This is a genomic window from Hydrocarboniphaga sp. (assembly GCF_028291725.1).
Classification (GTDB): Bacteria; Pseudomonadota; Gammaproteobacteria; order Nevskiales; family Nevskiaceae; genus Hydrocarboniphaga.
In genome coordinates, this window is the sequence record NZ_JAQGNT010000113.1 from 20,526 (window position 1) to 37,052 (window position 16,527).

General features: G+C 62.8%; 18 protein-coding genes. 9 read left to right on the forward strand and 9 right to left on the reverse strand.

The window, feature by feature from the left end:
* Positions 1-170: 170 nt before the first annotated feature.
* The 3 genes from JWQ90_RS28370 (at position 171) to JWQ90_RS28380 (ending at position 3,405) form a co-directional block, all read left to right on the forward strand.
* A complete protein-coding gene (locus JWQ90_RS28370) occupies positions 171-1,211 on the forward strand; it encodes a fatty acid desaturase (RefSeq protein ID WP_299698458.1) in 1,041 nt (346 codons plus the stop codon).
* Positions 1,212-1,434: 223 nt separating this feature from the next.
* On the forward strand, positions 1,435-2,409 hold the full coding sequence (locus JWQ90_RS28375; protein ID WP_299698459.1) for a LysR substrate-binding domain-containing protein: 975 nt from the start codon (positions 1,435-1,437) through the stop codon (positions 2,407-2,409).
* An 84-nt stretch (positions 2,410-2,493) separates the two neighbouring features.
* A complete protein-coding gene (locus JWQ90_RS28380; protein ID WP_299698460.1) occupies positions 2,494-3,405 on the forward strand; it encodes a hypothetical protein in 912 nt (303 codons plus the stop codon).
* 32 nt (positions 3,406-3,437) lie between these two features.
* Here the strand turns inward: JWQ90_RS28380 and JWQ90_RS28385 are convergent, their stop codons facing one another.
* Both JWQ90_RS28385 and JWQ90_RS28390 read right to left on the reverse strand, forming a co-directional pair.
* Positions 3,438-4,793 carry a cytochrome B6 gene (locus tag JWQ90_RS28385; protein WP_366919624.1) on the reverse strand — a complete coding sequence of 452 codons (1,356 nt, stop codon included), beginning with the start codon at positions 4,791-4,793 and terminating at the stop codon, positions 3,438-3,440.
* Positions 4,794-5,102: 309 nt separating this feature from the next.
* Positions 5,103-5,546: a hemerythrin domain-containing protein gene (locus JWQ90_RS28390; protein ID WP_299698462.1), complete on the reverse strand. Its 444-nt coding sequence runs from the start codon at positions 5,544-5,546 to the stop codon at positions 5,103-5,105.
* Between the two features lie 159 nt (positions 5,547-5,705).
* Here JWQ90_RS28390 and JWQ90_RS28395 point away from each other — a divergent pair, with 159 nt between their 5' ends.
* The 3 genes from JWQ90_RS28395 to JWQ90_RS28405 are packed head-to-tail and all read left to right on the forward strand — an operon-like array spanning position 5,706 to position 7,244.
* Entirely contained in the window at positions 5,706-6,065 is a 360-nt protein-coding gene (locus tag JWQ90_RS28395) for a metalloregulator ArsR/SmtB family transcription factor (protein WP_299698463.1), read from the forward strand.
* Positions 6,062-6,541 carry an SRPBCC domain-containing protein gene (locus JWQ90_RS28400; RefSeq protein ID WP_299698464.1) on the forward strand — a complete coding sequence of 160 codons (480 nt, stop codon included), beginning with the start codon at positions 6,062-6,064 and terminating at the stop codon, positions 6,539-6,541. Before JWQ90_RS28395 ends, JWQ90_RS28400 begins: the two co-directional genes overlap by 4 nt.
* Before the next feature lie 34 nt (positions 6,542-6,575).
* Complete coding sequence (locus tag JWQ90_RS28405; protein WP_299698465.1) at positions 6,576-7,244, forward strand: glutathione S-transferase family protein; 669 nt, start codon at positions 6,576-6,578, stop codon at positions 7,242-7,244.
* A 77-nt stretch (positions 7,245-7,321) separates the two neighbouring features.
* Here JWQ90_RS28405 and JWQ90_RS28410 read toward each other — a convergent pair whose 3' ends face one another.
* The 7 genes from JWQ90_RS28410 to JWQ90_RS28440 form a co-directional block, all read right to left on the reverse strand.
* Positions 7,322-7,609 (reverse strand): cytochrome C oxidase subunit IV family protein, encoded by a 288-nt coding sequence (locus JWQ90_RS28410; protein ID WP_299698466.1) that lies wholly within the window; start codon positions 7,607-7,609, stop codon positions 7,322-7,324.
* A gap of 3 nt (positions 7,610-7,612) precedes the next feature.
* On the reverse strand, positions 7,613-8,185 hold the full coding sequence (locus JWQ90_RS28415; protein ID WP_299698467.1) for a cytochrome c oxidase subunit 3 family protein: 573 nt from the start codon (positions 8,183-8,185) through the stop codon (positions 7,613-7,615).
* Positions 8,182-8,985 (reverse strand): hypothetical protein, encoded by an 804-nt coding sequence (locus tag JWQ90_RS28420; protein WP_299698468.1) that lies wholly within the window; start codon positions 8,983-8,985, stop codon positions 8,182-8,184. Before JWQ90_RS28420 ends, JWQ90_RS28415 begins: the two co-directional genes overlap by 4 nt.
* A complete protein-coding gene (locus JWQ90_RS28425) occupies positions 8,982-9,692 on the reverse strand; it encodes a hypothetical protein (protein WP_299698469.1) in 711 nt (236 codons plus the stop codon). The genes JWQ90_RS28420 and JWQ90_RS28425 overlap by 4 nt, the downstream gene beginning before the upstream one ends.
* A 1-nt stretch (position 9,693) precedes the next feature.
* A complete protein-coding gene (locus tag JWQ90_RS28430) occupies positions 9,694-12,210 on the reverse strand; it encodes a TonB-dependent receptor plug domain-containing protein (protein ID WP_299698470.1) in 2,517 nt (838 codons plus the stop codon).
* 140 nt (positions 12,211-12,350) lie between these two features.
* Complete coding sequence (locus JWQ90_RS28435; protein ID WP_299698471.1) at positions 12,351-13,259, reverse strand: AraC family transcriptional regulator; 909 nt, start codon at positions 13,257-13,259, stop codon at positions 12,351-12,353.
* 567 nt (positions 13,260-13,826) lie between these two features.
* A complete protein-coding gene (locus JWQ90_RS28440) occupies positions 13,827-14,171 on the reverse strand; it encodes a hypothetical protein (protein WP_299698472.1) in 345 nt (114 codons plus the stop codon).
* 143 nt (positions 14,172-14,314) lie between these two features.
* Here JWQ90_RS28440 and JWQ90_RS28445 point away from each other — a divergent pair, with 143 nt between their 5' ends.
* From JWQ90_RS28445 to JWQ90_RS28455, 3 genes are all read left to right on the forward strand, one after another.
* Entirely contained in the window at positions 14,315-14,608 is a 294-nt protein-coding gene (locus tag JWQ90_RS28445) for a type II toxin-antitoxin system HigB family toxin (protein WP_366919625.1), read from the forward strand.
* A gap of 8 nt (positions 14,609-14,616) precedes the next feature.
* A complete protein-coding gene (locus tag JWQ90_RS28450) occupies positions 14,617-14,991 on the forward strand; it encodes a transcriptional regulator (protein ID WP_299698474.1) in 375 nt (124 codons plus the stop codon).
* Positions 14,992-15,180: 189 nt separating this feature from the next.
* Entirely contained in the window at positions 15,181-16,338 is a 1,158-nt protein-coding gene (locus JWQ90_RS28455; protein WP_299698475.1) for a DUF1444 family protein, read from the forward strand.
* Positions 16,339-16,527: the final 189 nt, after the last annotated feature.

A 16,527-nucleotide genomic window follows, 5' to 3' on the forward strand; every position in this document is an offset into this window, starting at 1 on the left:
CCCGGCACGCACTTGGCGTACTGTGACGGCCCAGACTGCGTTGTTCTGCCTCGTCGGGCCGATCCAAGCTCGGCCAAAATCTTGACGATCTGCACTCGAAGACGGCTGCCCTAGCCGCTACCGCGTTGCTCTGGGCCCCGCCATCGGCAGTCGAGCTTCGGAGATACAGCATGCCCGGCAATCCCACTTCGACCCGCGACATCCCGGCAGCCGACAAGGCCGCCTGGAGGCGCATCGTCGACCAATACCGGCAAGCGTCCACCGGCCGCGCGCTGTGGCAGCTCGCCAACACCTTCGTGCCTTATGCGCTGCTGTGGTATCTGATGTACCTGTGCCTGACGGTGTCGTGGTGGCTGATCCCGCCGCTGGCGGCGCTGGCCGGCGCGTTCCTGGTGCGCATCTTCATCATCTTCCACGACTGCGGCCATGGCTCGTATTTCAAGTCGAGCCGAGCCAATGCAATCGTCGGATTCATCGCCGGCGTGTTGACGTTCACGCCCTACTATCACTGGCGCTGGGAGCACGCGATCCACCACAGCAGCGCCGGGCATCTGGACAAGCGCGGCACCGGCGATGTGTGGACGATGACGGTGCAGGAATACCTGGAGTCGTCACGCTGGCAGCGCTTCGCTTATCAGCTCGCGCGCAACCCGGTGGTGCTGTTCCTGCTGGCGCCGCTGTTCGTATTCGTGTTGATGCAGCGCCTGCCGAAGCCGCGAGCGGACGCGCGCGAACGCCAATCCGTGTGGTGGACCAACCTGGCGATTCTGTGCGTCGCAATCGGCCTCAGCTGGATTTTCGGCGTCGCCGCCTACCTGCTGATCCAGCTGATCACGCTGGCGGTCGCCGGTGCGGCCGGCCTGTGGATGTTCTACATCCAGCACCAGTTCGAGGATGTGTACTGGGAACGCGGCGACAACTGGGATTACGCCGCCGCCGCGCTGGAAGGCAGCTCGTTCTACAAGCTGCCCAGAATCCTGCAGTGGTTCTCGGGCAGCATTGGCTTTCATCACATCCATCATCTCAGCGCACGCATTCCGAACTACAACCTGCAGAAGTGCCACGAGGCCGACCCGCTGTTCCAAAAGGTCAAGCCGATAACACTCTCCACCAGCCTGAAGTCGATGAGCTTGCGACTGTGGGATGAGAAGAGCCGCAAGCTGGTTGGATACGGGCACCTGCGGCGGCTACGTGAGAAACAGAAGGCATAGGGCTCCAGTGCCAGCAGACGCCCCGCAACAACCCCGATATCCATCCCGATCGTTCTACCGCTTCGACGATGACAGCAAGCAAGTACCGATTTAGCGAATAGTCAGCAACGATGCGGCACGATGAGCTTCGATGCTCACGGACTATCGTCAGCGCGAGCATTTTCAATTGGAACCGGCCGCCGGATCGCTATTGAATGGCGCCTCGTCCGCAAGAGGCACGTCCATGACCCTGCGCGAACTTCGCTATCTGGTGGCCATTGCCGATCACGGCCACTTCGGCCGTGCTGCCGAGGCCTGCCACGTCTCCCAGCCCACCTTGAGCACCCAGCTCAAGAAACTCGAGGCCTACCTGGGCGTGGCGCTGGTCGAGCGCGGCTCGCGCGCGGCGCTGCTCACCGAACGTGGCAGGCAGGTGGTGCCGCGGGCACGGCTGATCCTGCGCGAGGCCGAGCAGCTGATCGCCTCAACCCGCGCCTGCGCCGGCCCGCTCGCGGGCGCGCTGCAGCTCGGCATCATCCCGACGCTGTCACCCTACTTCCTGCCCTGGCTGCTGCCGGCCGCGCGCAAGCGCTTCCCCGAGCTGCAGCCCATCGTCCATGAAGATTTCACCCACATGCTGCTGGAGCGGCTGCGCACGCACCGGATCGATCTCGCGATCATGGCCTTGCCGCTGGAGTTCGAAGAGTTCGAGACCGAGCCGCTATTCGACGAGCCGTTCTGGCTCGCCTGTCCGCGCGGCCACCGGCTGGCGCGAATGACGCGCGTGCCCGCCGCCGAGTTGCAGCGCGAAAACCTGCTGCTGCTCACCGACGGCCATTGCCTGCGTGGACAGGCTCTGGCCATGTGCGGCCTGCAATCGCCACTGCAGGACCCGCCGCAGGGCGACTTCCGCGCCACCAGCCTCGAAACCCTGTGTCAGCTGGTCGCAGAAGGGCTGGGCTGCACGCTGTTGCCGGCGCTGGCAGCGCTGGCACCCGCGGCAACGAGCTTCCGCTTCGCGGTGCGGCCGCTGGCGGCGCCGCAGGCATCGCGGCGCATCGGCCTGGTCTGGCGCCGTCATTGCCCGCGCCGCGCGGAATTCATGCTGCTGGCGCAGATGGTGCAAGCGCAGCCGCCGCGCGGTACGCAGCGCATCGGCGGCAGCGTCGGCGCCTCGGGCAAACGCCGGCGCGAGGCCGCACCGGAACTCGCGGACTGAGAGAGAATCGGGATGCAATACTGAATCGCCTGGCGGCCGATGGGCACGCGCCCTGCCAGCGTGCACCGCCTACGGAGGAGAACAATGGGGGAGGAAACCAACAAGACCGCAAATGCCGGGCTGCTGGCACGGACGCAAACCTTCGTCGCCTTTACAAGCGCCGTTGTCGGCGTACTGGCTGCGGTACAGGCGCTTTCATCGAAAGGCGACGCCGATCGCTCCGCTCGTGAAGCTTCTGCGTTCAAGGAGGATATTGAACGACAGGCGAATAGCCGCGCGGAACGGGAATCCAAGGCAAAGTTCGACACCGTCGCCTATGAGGCTGCGGTGAAAGTCCTGGAGCTCGATCGAGCCAAAATCTCGCCCGACCTGGCCGAGAAGCGCGAGCGCGCGGCCCTGGCGCTGATCGCATCCACTGCCAGCGAGCCGATGCAGGCTGCGCTCTTCGATGTCATCGGCAGCGGTCAGTCGGTGACACCCAGCGTCAAACGGGAGGCCGGACAAGCGGCCGATATTCTGCGTGACATCGGCAGCCTGGCCAGCGAGGCACCTAACCAGGCGGTCCCGACGCCACCATCATCGACCGCCTCTGCGGTCCCGCAAGTTGCAGCGGCGGCTTTGACGGGCTATCGCGTCGTTCTCTTCTACTGCCAGAACCCGGCGAATGTCGAGGTGACCAACTTTCAACGCTCAGCGGCGGAAAAACTGGCCGCGGAATTGAAAGCGGACCGTTCTCTTTCGTCCTTGAAGATTGCCTGGGAGACCAAGGAGCTGCCCGAGGTTCTGAACTCGGTTTCCGGCTACGGCATTCGCAACAACCAGATCCGTTTCAACCCGGCCGACAACGAAGAAACACCCAGCCTGGCCTTGAAGGTCATCCTCGAATCGAATCCTTCAGTGCAATCGTACAAGGCCTCGTTCGAACGACGGATCGTCAATCAGAGAACCCCGTACTACCTGAGCGTGTTTCTCTGCGGGCTCAATCCCTCGGCGTAGTTCTCATCTTTGACCGGTCGCCGCCGCTCCGCTCAAAGCGTCTGCAGGAACACGACGAGATCCTTCTTCTCCTGCTCGCTGAGCTTGGTGCCGAGCACGAGGTTGAAGAATTCGACGCTGTCGTCGAGTGTCATCAGCCGGCCGTCGTGCAGGTAGGGCGACGACTCTTTGATGCCGCGCAGCGGGAAGGTCTTGATCGGGCCGTCGGCCGAGGCGAGCAAGCCTTCGATCATCTTCTCCTTGTAGAAGCGCTCGACCTTGAGGTTGTGCATGCTGTTGTCAGTGTAATAGGGCGGTGTGTGGCAAGCCGCGCACTGGCCCTTGCCGAAGAACACTTCCTGGCCGTGCAGCTCGGCCGGCGTCGCCTTGGCCGGATCGAGCTTGCCGAACACGTCGAGCTTGGGCGCCGGCGGGAAGTCCAGCAGCGCCTCGAACTCGCCCATGAAATGCACCTGGCTGCCGCGCTCGAGAATGTTGACGCCCTTCTTGGTGGCGATCGCCGGGTCGCCGTCGAAGTAGGCGGCGCGCTGCTCGAACTCGGTGAAATCCTCGACCGTCTTCAACGCGCGCTGCGAGCCGAACAGGCGCTGGATGTTGACGCCGCGCAGCGTCGGTGTCTCGATGCGGTGGCGATGCTCCTGCGGCCGGATGTCGCCGACCAGATGGTCTGCGGCATTGGTGTGGCCGTTGACGTGGCAGTCGAAGCAGGCCACGCCCATGCTCGGCTTGAGCGAGCGGCGGTCGATGGTCGCGTTGAACTGCTGCTGAGGGAACGGCGTCAGCAGCAGGCGCAGACCTTCGAGCTGCTTGGGATTGAGCACGCCGCTGAAGGTCTCGTAGTAGTTGCTCAGCGAAATCACCTGGCCTTTCGACACATCGCCCAGATCGGGCCGCGTGGTCAGGTAGATCGCCGGCGGGAACTCTGGCAGCAAATGCGTCGGCAGCAGAAAATCGAGGTCGAAACGCGCAAGGTCGCGGCCGTCCTGCTTCTTGATCGCGTCGATCTCGTGCTGCGGGAACAGCATGCCGCCTTCAGGATGGTTCTCATGCGGCAGCGGATAGAAACCGGCCGGCCACAAGTCGCGCTTCCTGATCTCGTCGGGCGGCAGCGCGGCCAGATCCTGCCAGCTCGTGCCCTTGGGCAGCTTGGCGCGCACGCCTCCCTGCACCGCTTTGCCGGTACCGGTGGTGACGCCGGGCACCGGCCGGTCGGCAAGGTCGTAGCGCTCGGCGAGCAGGGCCTTGAAACGCGATTCCACGCCCGGCTTGGCCTTCTCCATGCGCTGGCGCACCGCGTCGAAACTCTCCTTGTCGTCGACCGGCGCGTAGCTGTTCGGCACCGGCGGCGCAGCGGCCGCGGTCAGCGTCGAAAAGAGCAGAGACGACATCAGGACGGCGATCGTGGTGGCTGGCTTCTTCATGGCAGGCTCCCTGGAATGTTGCGGCTATCCGTAAGCGCCAACCATGACCCACCGCCACAGGCACCGGCCAATTGAAAGATTGAATGCCCCGATAGACGAATGGCACTAACTTGAGCCCTGCGATCCTTCTCCCTGCGTTCGTTGTTGCCTCGAAGGGGACGATAAGAGACTTGGAATCCGCGCGAACTTCATCCCTCATCCCCTCTCCCGCCTTCGGGAGAGGGGACTTAGCTCGTTAAGTTAGCGCCATTCGGCTTCAGCCTCGAACAGCCCGGTTCAGCTTCTGCGAAACACGATCGGCGCGCCACCATAAACCCGCTTGACCATCCAATGCGACAGCGCGGAGTCGAGATAATCGGCATGGCCCGGAAACCACCGCATCAGTTCCTGGGCGAGCGAGCGGGTGATGGCGAAGTACTTGGCATCGGGCTGGGCGGCCAACCGCCCGCGCACCTCGAGCACCGATTTCATGACCGCATCGTGCTCGTCGATATGACACTGCGCGGCAGGGAAATCGGTGGCCGTCATCCACTGAGCCTCTTCGCCGAAATGGGCCTCGGCGTGGGCAACGAAGTCATCGAGCCGCGCCAACAGCGATGCGTCCTCGGCCACGAGCAGAGCGTTGACCTTCAGCACGAAATCACGATGCGTCTCGTCCATCCGCTCGTAGCCGAGCTTGAAGGCGTCTGTCCAGGCGAATACAGGGGCGGGCGAGGACATGGTTCTGGCGTTGGATCTGGATGGCGACGATTGCGGCGGCGCCGGTAGTTTACTGCCCACAGGCGAATGCGGTTCGATCCGCGTGGAGATCGGCGCAGGGATAATTGCAGGCGCCAGCCTCGTTTGACTTCGATTCCGCACGAGTCTACATTAACCCTTATGGGTGAATATAAAACCACGAGGCTGGACGAGCTTTTCGGGGCAGTGTCCGACGGCACGCGGCGCGCGATCCTCGCGCGATTGGCGCAATCGGATGCGCGGGTGACGGAGCTGGCGAGCGCGTTTCCGATTTCGCTCAATTCCACCTCCAAGCACATCCGCATCCTCGAGCGCGCGGGCCTGGTCACGCGCTCGGTGCAGGGGCGTGAGCATGTGCTGTCGCTCAACGCCGGGCCGATGGCAGAAGCGGCCGAGTGGATCGAGTTCTACCGCCGGTTCTGGGAAGACCGTCTGGCGGCACTGGAAGCTTTTGTCATCAAAAAACGCGGCACGGACCAGCACAGGAGCAAGAAGCAATGACACAGACACAAGCCGGCAGCGCCCCGGCCGCCAGCACTCCCGCCGCTGCGATCAAGACCGGCATGGTCGTGGTCAGACGCAGCATCCCCGCAACCGCCGACGAACTGTTCGACGCCTGGCTGGACCCCGAGAGCCTCGCGCAGTGGATGAACCCAGGCGACCATAGGCGCAACACTGTGAGCGTCGATGCGCGCGTCGGCGGCGCCTTTGAGATCGTGATGCACCACCAGGACGGCTCAAAGCGCCACTACGGTGAGTACCGCGTCATCGAACGCAACAAGAAGCTGGTCTTCACCTGGCATTCCCAAGCCACGCATCACACGGAAACGCTGGTGACGGTGGAGTTCCACGCTGCCAGCGACAGCACCGAGATCGTGCTCACGCACGAGCGCATGCCCGACCACGAAGCCGGCCTCAAGCACACCAAGGGCTGGACGCGGGCATTGGAACTGCTGGAAGACTTTCTTAAGCACTGAGCGTCAGACGCACACAAAGAAGGAGCACAACATGATGAACACACATACAAACCCAATCACCGTCACCGCCTTCCGCTGGGTACCGCCATTTGCGCAAGGGCTGGTGCGCGACCTGCGCGTGCGCTGGGCGCTGGAAGAAGCGGGCCTGCCGTACACCGCCAAGCTCATCGGCCCAGAGGATCAGGCCAGCGCGGAGTACCGCGAGTGGCAGCCCTTCGGCCAAGTGCCGGCGTTTGCGCAGGACGGGCTCGAGCTGTTCGAGTCCGGCGCCATCGTGCTGCACATCGCCGAGCAGAGCGAGGCGCTGATGCCGAACGACGCTGCCGGACGCGCGCGCGTGAAAACCTGGCTGTTCGCCGCGCTCAATTCGATTGAACCGGCGGTGCAGGAGCTGACAGTGATCGACCTCTTTCACAGCGGCGCCGAGTGGACAAAAGCGCGCCGCCCGCAGGTGGAGGATCGCGTCAGAAGCCGCCTCGGCGCACTTGCCGCATGGCTGGGCGAGCGCGACTACCTGGAAGGCCGCTACACCGCTGCCGACCTGCTGATGGTTACGGTGCTGCGCAACCTGCGCCACACCGATCTGCTGACGCAGGTCCCCACGATCAAGGCCTATTGCGAACGCTGCGAAGCGCGCCCGGCGTTCCAGAAGGCGCTGCGCGATCAGCTGGCGGATTTCGTTGAACATCCGCCCGCGGCGTAAGTGGCCGTTCACTTCTGCGGCAACATCGCGCATCCCGGAATCCGCGGAGAACAACGGCTGTCAACACAGGTGAGCACTCAGAAGCGGGCCCCTATCGAATACAGGCCCAGCAATGAAATCACCAGAAACGCCAGCCACGCGTCCATCAGATGGCGCAGCAGTGGCGGCGCGTGCCGGACTTCCATGAACTCGCTGACGATGACGCGGATCTTCAGCGCGGCCATCAGGATCACGCTGTAGGTGATCGCGGCACTCGACACAAAGGCCTGCTGGCCGTGTTTGGATCCGATCCACCAGGAAATCACCGTGATGGCGGACAGCGCAAGCCACACCAGCGAAAGCCGGGTTTTAAGGGGCGCGATCATTCGTCACCTCATCACATAGAGCAGCGCGAAGATGATGACCCATAGGAAGTCGACCATGTGCCAGTAAGTGGCACCGGTCTCGACGATCTGCTGGGAGCGGCGCAAAGGGCTGCGCAGCTGATACACGACGACGCCGAGAACCACGAAGCCGATCAGCACGTGAAGCACGTGGATCGCGGTGAGGAAGTAGTAGAACGAGAAGAACTCGTTGCTTGAAAACTGGATGCCTTCCGAAATCTTCTGGCTCCACTCGAAGACCTTCGAGACTACGAAGACCAGCCCGCAGAAACCGGTCAGCAGCACCTGCCGAAGCGCCGTATCGTATCGCTGCTCGAGAGCCGCCTGAACACAGCGCGCCATGAACCAGGAGCTGATCAGCAGGATCAGCGTGTTCAACACGCCGAAGTTCTGGCTCAAGTGTTCCTGGGAACGCAGATATAGCGCCGGATCGCGCGCCCGCAGCAGCATGTAGACGATGAAATAGCTGCTGAAAATGCAGGCTTCGAGCAGCACGAAGGCCCACATGTCCGGCTGGCCGGGGATGCGCTGAGCGGCAGGGCCCGCAGCATTTTTCATTGCATGGTCTTTTCAACCGATCCGGCCGGCAGCAGCCCATCGCCGAAATCCTCGCGCTGGATCATCTTCCTCAGCAGCGTGATGAAAGCAGCGGTGTAGATCACGAACACGACGGTGTCGATCCAGAACGCAATGACGCCGTTCCACGCGAACGGGCCTTGCCTGAATATCCAGCAGGGGCTGACGACGATCTCGGTGATCAGATTGCAGATGTTCAGATAGCCGAACCACAGCGGGAACACTTTGTTCTTGTCGATCAGGATCGCGATCATCCAGACCAGGGAGCCGATCAGGAACACGCCCATGGTTCCGTCGAATGCCAGGAACGCGAAGTCGTAGAGCCACTGGATCAGCTTCGGGTCGCGATCGGGGCGCATCGCACCGACGGTGAGCGCGATTGCAGTCAGCAGCATGCCGGGCGTCGCGCTGAGCGAGTAGATCGCGATATACGAGTAGGCGAACGCCGGGCTCACCGACATCCGCCGCATGGAATAGCCGATCAGCGCGTTGCAGGCCGCCACCAGTCCCGCGACCATGAAGATGATGCCGAAGCCCACCAGCAATCCGGTGTGGTTGTCGCTGAACCACTGCACGACCCGCGGCGTATCCCACCAGGGCTTGGGCGGCGGCATCACCCGCGTCATCACGACGAAAACGACGCCGAACAGGTTGTAGAAGAACACCATCGCGTACCAGATGATCCACAGCGCGACCTTGGGGTCGTTGCGCCAGTGCCAGGCGATACGGTCGAACCTGCCGGATGGCCGCGGCACTGCGTCACCGGCCATCGCGACGCTCATGCCGCCACTCCCGCTTCACGCTGCCGATACAGGTTCTGCCCCATCACGACCGCCATCACGACAATCCACAATCCGATCGCGCCGTTTCGCAGCCAGAAGGAAATCAGTCCGTCCCAGGCCAGCGCGCCGCTCAGATTCAGGGCCGTGAACGATGCCGGGGCAACTGCGATGGCGATCGCGATATTGAAATGTGCGACCCAGGTTTTGAACACCGGCCGCGGCTGTCGATCGAGAAAGATGGCGAGCGCGAGAAAAACACTCTGCGCGATCAGGAAGCCGACCACGCCGGTGAAGGTCACCCAGGCCATGTCGTTGTAGAGCTGCGTCAGCGCCGGTTCGCGTTCCGGACGGAACGCGGCGGTCAGCCAGAACAGGTCTGCCACGAAGAACAGCGTCGGTCCGCCGGTGAGGCAGCCCAGATAGCAGTAGGTCAGGATCGGCGTGGGGTGCGCCATACGGCGGATCTGCATCACGATCAACGACAGAAACGGAATCAGCGCGATGCCAAACCAGTTGAACACGATCATGCTGTAGCGGATGCGCGGCAGATTGTCGGGGTCGCGGTAGAACGCCGCGACCTGCTCCGCCGACAGCGTCGGCGACATCGGCTGGACGAAGCCCGGGAACACCAGGAAGGCCGCAACCCAGATCGCGCCGAGTACCGGCACCATCCAGAACAGGATCAGTTCGCCGCTGGTCTTCTTCATTTCATTTCCCCCAGCGATAGCTGAGATTGAGGCCGATGATCCGCGGCTCCGAATAGATCGCGGAGTCGAAGTAGGTGAGATGCCACTGGTTGCTGTTGGAGATGCGGTATTCCTTGTTGGCCAGATTCGTCCCGTAGAGCTGCAGGTCGAATTGCGAATTCAGGATCCGGCTCCAGCTCAGGCTCGCGTTGAACAGGCCGGCGGCCGGCAGGCGCGCACCCGGCTCGTCGCCCGGCAACGTGGTCTGCGCGGTGTAGTGCGAATCGGTCCAGGCATAGGTCAGCGAGGTCTCGACATCGCCGTATTCGGCGTCGATCGGCAACTGGTAGCGGCCGGACAGGCTGAACTGATGGCGCGGGGCATCGTAGGGAATGCAGCTCAGCTCCAGCACGTCGCCGCTTTGCCGCTGCTGCCCGCTGCAGTCCAGCTGCTGCGTGGCGCCGGCATAAAGCAGATCGAACTTCTGGTACACGCCGCGGGTGTAGCCGTAGCTGCCCAGCACCGTGAAGCCGTGGAATGGCTGGAGGGTGGCGTCCAGCTCGAAGCCCGCGACCCAGGCCTTGCCGACGTTGAAAATCGCCTCGCCGAGCTGAGGCACGGGACTCACCGAGTTCGGCGGCACATAGGCGTCGGAGCCCGCTTTCTGCAGGTTCTTGTAGTCGGTGTAGTAGACCGCCGAGTTCAGGCGCACCGGCATATCGGCGATTTCGAAGTCGGCTTTCTCGCCCACTTCAAAGTTGGTCACGTACTCGGGCTTGTACGTGTAGTGGTCGGGGTTGACCACCACCACGGAGATGCCGCCGGTCTTGTAGCCGCGACTGATCTTGCCGTACACCAGCGTCGCGCCGATCTTGTCGTCGAGGCCGACGGTATAGGTCAGCGCCGAACCTTCGGTCCCGGCCTCATGCGACGCGTCTACCAGGGGCAGCGCGCCCATCACCGTCTGGCGGATGCCTGCGGTACCGGCCGTGTGATCCCAGGTGTAGCGAACGCCGGACGTCAGGCTCAGGCCCGACAGCGAATCGGACAGTCTGCCGAGATCGTAAGTCGCCTGGGCAAACGGCGCCGCCGACCATTTTGTCACTTCGTACTGTTGCTGCACATCGACGAAGAACAGCGAGGTGCCGACGATCTCGCCTTTCGAATCGGTGTGCTCGTAATAGCCGCCGACGACGTACTTGAGTGCATCGTCCAAGGCCTTGCCCTGCAGTTGCAGCTCTTCGGTGTAGGTGGTCAGATCGGCTTCGTAGGCATCGTCCGGGTTGATGAAGTCGTTGAACGCCGCGCGCGAGCCGTCGAGGTCCCAGCGATACTGATGTTTGAAGGCCGAATAGCTCGCGATGTTGCGCACTGTCAGTTCATCGCTGAGCTTGTAGCTGAAGTTGTCGATGACACCGCCGGTGCGCAATTGGTCCGTGGGGTCGGCGCTGAGTTGTACCCGGCGGTTGCCGCGGGCTTGCTGGTCGTCGAGGATGTCCTGCCCGCAGTTGGTCGAAGGGCCGAACAGGTTCACGGTGAGGCAGCCGAGATTCAGAACCTGCGTCAGATCCAGGCCAGGAATCTGCGCCAGCGCACCGAGCCCGACCGTCGCCGGAATGGCCTGGTTGATTCCCTGGCGATTGACCTCCTTGATCACCGTCGCCGTGCCGTTGTCGCTGCTGTCGGTGTAGTAGCCCATCAGGTAGTTGTCGATGCGCTCGGTCGCGCGCCATGTCAGGCCGGCACGCCCCGTCCAGTGGTGCTTGCTGTCGTAGTCCTTGCCGGTGTCCACGTCCTTGGTAAAGCCGCCTCTCTCCAGAAACTGGGCCGCCACGCGCGCCAGCAGCGTCTGGTCGATGATCGGCACATTGAGCATGCCCTCGTAGCTCTGGCCCGAGTAGCTGCTGGCCCCCGTCTTCAGCGAAGCCGAGAATTCCTCTTCCGGCTTGTGCGGTTCCAGCAGCATCGCGCCGCCCGTGGTGTTGCGGCCGAACAGCGTGCCCTGCGATCCCTTGAGGATCTGCACGCTGGAGAGATCCAGGAATTTACCCGGCCCGCCCTGGTTGTTGGCCACCGGGTCCGATGGCAGCGGGACTTCCGCCATGTAGATCACCACGCCCGGGCTGGCGCCGTATTGCGCACCCTGACCGCGTATCGTCGGCGACTCGGTGTTGCGCATCTGGCTGCTGGAACTGATCACCAGCGAGGGCACGCGGCCCTGCAGGTCCTGCGGCGTGTTGATCTGCTCGCGCTGCAGGTCATTGGCGCTCATCACGGCCACGGCCACCGGTACGTCCTGCTGGTTCTCGGCCGTGCGCCGCGCGGTAACGAGGACTTCTTCTATGCCGGCGCTCGGCGCCTGGCGTTTCGGCTGCGGCTCCGGCGCCGGCGTTGCGCCGTCCACCGGAATCACCTCGTAAGACGGCTCGACCGGCTCGCTGCCGGACGACTGTGCGGCCGCGAGTGGCGGCAGCAGAGCCGGGCACAGCCATAGCGCCGCGGCGCTGCGGCGCAGCGCCTGTTTCTTGTCAGCCTTCATTGCCGTCCTCCGTCCACGAAAGCGCCGATCTGTGCCGGTTTTCGTATCGCATCCACACGGTATTCAGCCGGGCTGCCGGGGTCTAGGCTGAGTTGTGGCCCGTACGTTGAAATCGGGCCATTGAGAGCGGCCGCGACGGACTAACGGATCGGGATCGCCCGATTGCCGAGTACCGCGGCCGCGGACATCCGGCGCGTCGACAAGGAATGCCGGTACTGCCCCGGTGTGATGCCCGCCGCGCGGCGGAACGCGGAGCAGAAATTCGACGAGGATGAAAAACCCAGCGTCGTGGCGATCGAAGCGACGCTTTCGTCGGCGGCGAGCAGCCGCATCGCATGCGTGATCTGGCGGCCGGCAACGTACGCCCCGACGGAGCAGCCGCGGGCCGCGCGGAAGCTCCGGGTCAGCTGCCGCACCGAGATGCCGCACAGCTGCGCCAGCTCGAGCAGGCTGGGGCTCTCGCGCACTTCCGCCAGCCGCTCCTCGATGCGTCGCAGCTGCCAGGGAGCCAGGCTGCCCTGGATAGGGCGCTCGGGCAGCGCCGCGCCATAGCGCAGCAGATCCACGCCCATCTGAGCGGCAATCGACTCCACCAGAATCTGGCTCGCAAAACCGGGGTTCTGCACTTCGTCGGCGAGGCGCAGCATCAGATAGCGCACGTTGGCATCACGAATATCGAGGCCGATCAGCAGGAACCGATCGGTAATATCCGGCAGCCGATCGAACAGCGCCAGAACCGGCGGCACTTCCAGCAGGCAGATCACCGAGGACAGAGTCCGGTCCTCATCGCTGCGGGCGGCCATGTCGATGGTCGGCGGCAGCACGAACAATTCCCCGATGCGTTCGAAATGGCCGGGGTTCCAGCGGTCGACGAAACAGGCCTGTGCGCTGCGATGTCTTGAATTGAGACAGAGTTCGACCCGAATCTTGTCTTCCACGCGCAGCACGCTCGCGGGAGGCTCGAGGAAGTGGTAGCGCACGCGTTGAACGAGCGCGCTCGGCGCGCTCAATTCGGCCTCGACTTCCAGCGCTGCGCGTGCGGGCTGCATCTTGTCTAGTGCCTGACGGTGCCTGCTTTTAGACTCCTCGACGCGGGCATTACATCATGCTTCCCGGTGTTCCGCAGGGCCTCATTTCATAACGATGCCGACGCACCAGTCCCTACTCCCGCTTGCGGGAGAAGCTGCCCCGAAGGGGCGGATAAAAGACTTGGAATCCGCGCGAACTTCCCCTTCATCCCCTCTCCATGAACCTTGCGCAGACCGTAGGGCGGGTCGTGACCCGTCAGCAGGCTCGCGAGGAACACGGGGCCACCCAGGAACCTCTCCCTCCCGCACGCGGGGGAGGGGACTTCCTGACGCCGGGCCAGTGTTAAGCCTGGCGCGTCAGGCCTGAACACTGGAGCGTGCCCCGTTCAGGCTCACGCTCGACTCTCCGATACTGGACATCGACACTTCGACTCTCAACCACCACCCAAAATGGGTGGCTGGTCAGCCTCGGACACTGAACCGCGACCCAAAAAGACTCACCCGCCAGTCTCGAAGTCTGGCGGGTGAGTATCGAACCCTCGACCGTGACATCGCGGCGAGCCAGGCGTTTGGAATCGGTAGCAAGCTTTAGCTGCCCGAACCTTCCGGCGGCGGCGACCGGACTTTCTTCTTGCGCTGGAACCGCACCGAAATCTCCGCCAGCAGATCGTCCAGACCCTCGCCCTTGCCGTTGATCTGCAACTGCCGGTAGCCACGCGTCGCCGCCCACATCACGTCGCTGCCCAGCGCCGTCTCGGAATCGGTCGCCTTGCGCATCAGCACACCCAGGGGGCTGAAGCGCGGCCGCAGCGCTTCCAGATGTGTCAGATCGTTTTGCGCCTCGTTCACGTCCAGGCTCGCCGGAATCATCGACGGGTTCTGCACCATCAGCGACAGCGTCTGACGGCAGAACGATTCGGATTTGGGGCCCATCTTGTTCGGAGGCCCTGATGGCCACCTGGAAATGCTCCGGCGAGGGTCCGGTATCAGCCCTGAGCTGTCATGCAAGTTGGACGCCGCCGGGTCGGCAATCAATCGGCGCTTGCTCCCGTGGCGGGAGCGGTTTAGCATGGCACATGCGAGTGATTGCGCTGAGCAAGCTGCGTGACTACTGGGCGAAACACGCTCAGGCCGAAACTCCACTGCGGTCCTGGTATGCAGAAGCCAGTCGGGCGGGGTGGAAAAGTCCAGCAGAGATCAAGCTGGCCCACCGCAATGCCAGCTTCCTGGCCAACAACCGCGTGGTGTTCAATATCAAGGGCAACGACTACCGACTCGTGGTTGCCGTCCACTACAACCGGGGAATGATGTTCATCCGATTCGTGGGCACTCATGCCGAGTACGACCGGATCGACGCCGAGGAAATTTGAGGTGTGACATGGAGCTGAAACCGATCAAGACCAAACGCGATTATCAGGCCGCGCTCAAGCAGGCCGAGGCACTCTGGAACGCGCCCGAACATAGCGCGGAAGCGGACCGTCTCGATGTACTGACCCTGCTGATCGCCGACTACGAATCCAGGCACTATCCGATACCAGACCCCGATCCGGTGGATTTTCTGAACTACGTGATGGAGCAGCGTGAACTGAGGCGCAAGGACCTGGAACCCTACATCGGCTCGCGGGCTCGCGTGGCGGAAATCCTGAACCGCATCCGTCCACTGACATTGGAAATGATCCGGCGATTGTCTGAGGGGCTGGGATTGCCGGCGGACATTCTGGTGCAGCGTTACCAAGTGCAGAATGCCGCGTAGGCAGATTGCGGTGACGCTGTAGAAGCAGCTTCTATTCTGATGGACGCCGAAGCGGTCGCGAAGCTGGTTCCAGTGGACGCTTCGGTTCGTCGGCATCCTGCGCCGCGGCCCCAGCTGAATCGATCGCCGGCGATCGGATAGGCTTGAAGTCCCCTGACGCCGAAGGGTTCTGTCAAAACCTCTCAACCCGTGAGCATTCTCTTTTGGCGAGGTCGCACTACCAAGAAGCGCTTTCAGGAGCGCTTTGCCGAGTTTGTGCGGGCGGAGTTCCCGCGCGCGGAAGTGCGTCCCGGAGCAGAGCTGGAGGTCGTCGTGACCGGTTTGCGCGGCTCGGATTCGCACACGATCTGGCTGGGGCGTGCATACCAGGAATTCGAAAAGAATCCCGAAAACGTCGAAGAGATTCTGCGGCGCTGGCTCGGTCCGCTCGAGGACTCGGATCGCGACGCTCGCGAGAAGGCCGACTTGGCCGACCTCGTGCCCATGATCAAGGACATCGCCTGGATCGAGCAGCAACGCAGGTTTGCCGAGTCCAATGATGCCGTGATGGACACCTGGACGGCGCCCTACAACTCCGAACTGGTGATGCTCTATGCGGATTTTCGTTCGGGAATCTGCTTTCTTACCAAAAGCGATGTCGACGCTCTGGGCAAGAGTGCGGAAGACCTGCATCAGATCGCGCTGGAGAATCTGCGGCAGCGAACACCAGAACGCTCCGTCATAGGTGAGAACGGACGCTACCTGATTGGCGCCGGAGGAAACTTTGAAGCGACCTTGCTGCTGGACGATCAGCTATGGCTCGACACCCGTCTCAAAGTGCGCGGAATGCCGATCGTCGGTGTCCCGGATCGCGATAGCCTGGTGGTCACCGGCAGCGATGACCCGAGCGGGGTTCTCGAACTCGCGGCGATGACGGCACGCCTGCATCGAACCGAGCGCTACGCGATTTCCGACAAACTCTTCATAAGGAGGGGCAATCGGTTCGATCTCCTCGACCCCGATCCCGTTGATGAAAGCCACCCCATTCCCAACCTTGACGTCATCGACGTGCATGCACGGAAGAAGGGTAGAGGCTCGACGCTCGTGATCATAATTGCCTCGCCCCTTCGGTCCGACGCACGATCGATCTACAGGCTGTTCAAGAAGCTCGACGGCTACGTTCAGTACATATCGTCAGCCGCCTACGCGGAAGAGTGCGGAAGCCCAGATCCAGCTACAACGACGATCGAAGTCCACATTCACACCGAGTCCGATCGACGGATATCGAACATGATCACCTCGTTGCGCGGCTGGGTAGAGAACGCGAAAGCGTCGCTAGCCGTGACGATCCTGAGCAAACGCACATAGACAGGTGAATGAACGACTGCTCTTGGAACCTAACCGGCGGTCGTCACTGTCCGCGTCCAGCCAATTCTGTTGAAAAACTCGGGGCTGCAATTTGGATACCGATGAAACTCGGAAAAGTGCTCGCGTAGGATTGATTCTGTGACTTTGATTCAGTGGAGTTGGTCAGAACCGCACTGACGCGAACACCGG

Coding starts and splice junctions, on each gene's coding strand:
- JWQ90_RS28395 (WP_299698463.1), top strand. CDS start 5,706: ATGGGTGAATATAAAACCACGAGGCTGGACGAGCTTTTCGGGGCAGTG.
- JWQ90_RS28445 (WP_366919625.1), top strand. CDS start 14,315: ATGCGAGTGATTGCGCTGAGCAAGCTGCGTGACTACTGGGCGAAACAC.
- JWQ90_RS28410 (WP_299698466.1), bottom strand. CDS start 7,609: ATGATCGCGCCCCTTAAAACCCGGCTTTCGCTGGTGTGGCTTGCGCTG.
- JWQ90_RS28450 (WP_299698474.1), top strand. CDS start 14,617: ATGGAGCTGAAACCGATCAAGACCAAACGCGATTATCAGGCCGCGCTC.
- JWQ90_RS28415 (WP_299698467.1), bottom strand. CDS start 8,185: ATGAAAAATGCTGCGGGCCCTGCCGCTCAGCGCATCCCCGGCCAGCCG.
- JWQ90_RS28420 (WP_299698468.1), bottom strand. CDS start 8,985: ATGAGCGTCGCGATGGCCGGTGACGCAGTGCCGCGGCCATCCGGCAGG.
- JWQ90_RS28405 (WP_299698465.1), top strand. CDS start 6,576: ATGAACACACATACAAACCCAATCACCGTCACCGCCTTCCGCTGGGTA.
- JWQ90_RS28440 (WP_299698472.1), bottom strand. CDS start 14,171: ATGGGCCCCAAATCCGAATCGTTCTGCCGTCAGACGCTGTCGCTGATG.
- JWQ90_RS28375 (WP_299698459.1), top strand. CDS start 1,435: ATGACCCTGCGCGAACTTCGCTATCTGGTGGCCATTGCCGATCACGGC.
- JWQ90_RS28385 (WP_366919624.1), bottom strand. CDS start 4,793: ATGTCGTCTCTGCTCTTTTCGACGCTGACCGCGGCCGCTGCGCCGCCG.
- JWQ90_RS28425 (WP_299698469.1), bottom strand. CDS start 9,692: ATGAAGAAGACCAGCGGCGAACTGATCCTGTTCTGGATGGTGCCGGTA.
- JWQ90_RS28435 (WP_299698471.1), bottom strand. CDS start 13,259: ATGCAGCCCGCACGCGCAGCGCTGGAAGTCGAGGCCGAATTGAGCGCG.
- JWQ90_RS28380 (WP_299698460.1), top strand. CDS start 2,494: ATGGGGGAGGAAACCAACAAGACCGCAAATGCCGGGCTGCTGGCACGG.
- JWQ90_RS28370 (WP_299698458.1), top strand. CDS start 171: ATGCCCGGCAATCCCACTTCGACCCGCGACATCCCGGCAGCCGACAAG.
- JWQ90_RS28400 (WP_299698464.1), top strand. CDS start 6,062: ATGACACAGACACAAGCCGGCAGCGCCCCGGCCGCCAGCACTCCCGCC.
- JWQ90_RS28390 (WP_299698462.1), bottom strand. CDS start 5,546: ATGTCCTCGCCCGCCCCTGTATTCGCCTGGACAGACGCCTTCAAGCTC.
- JWQ90_RS28430 (WP_299698470.1), bottom strand. CDS start 12,210: ATGAAGGCTGACAAGAAACAGGCGCTGCGCCGCAGCGCCGCGGCGCTA.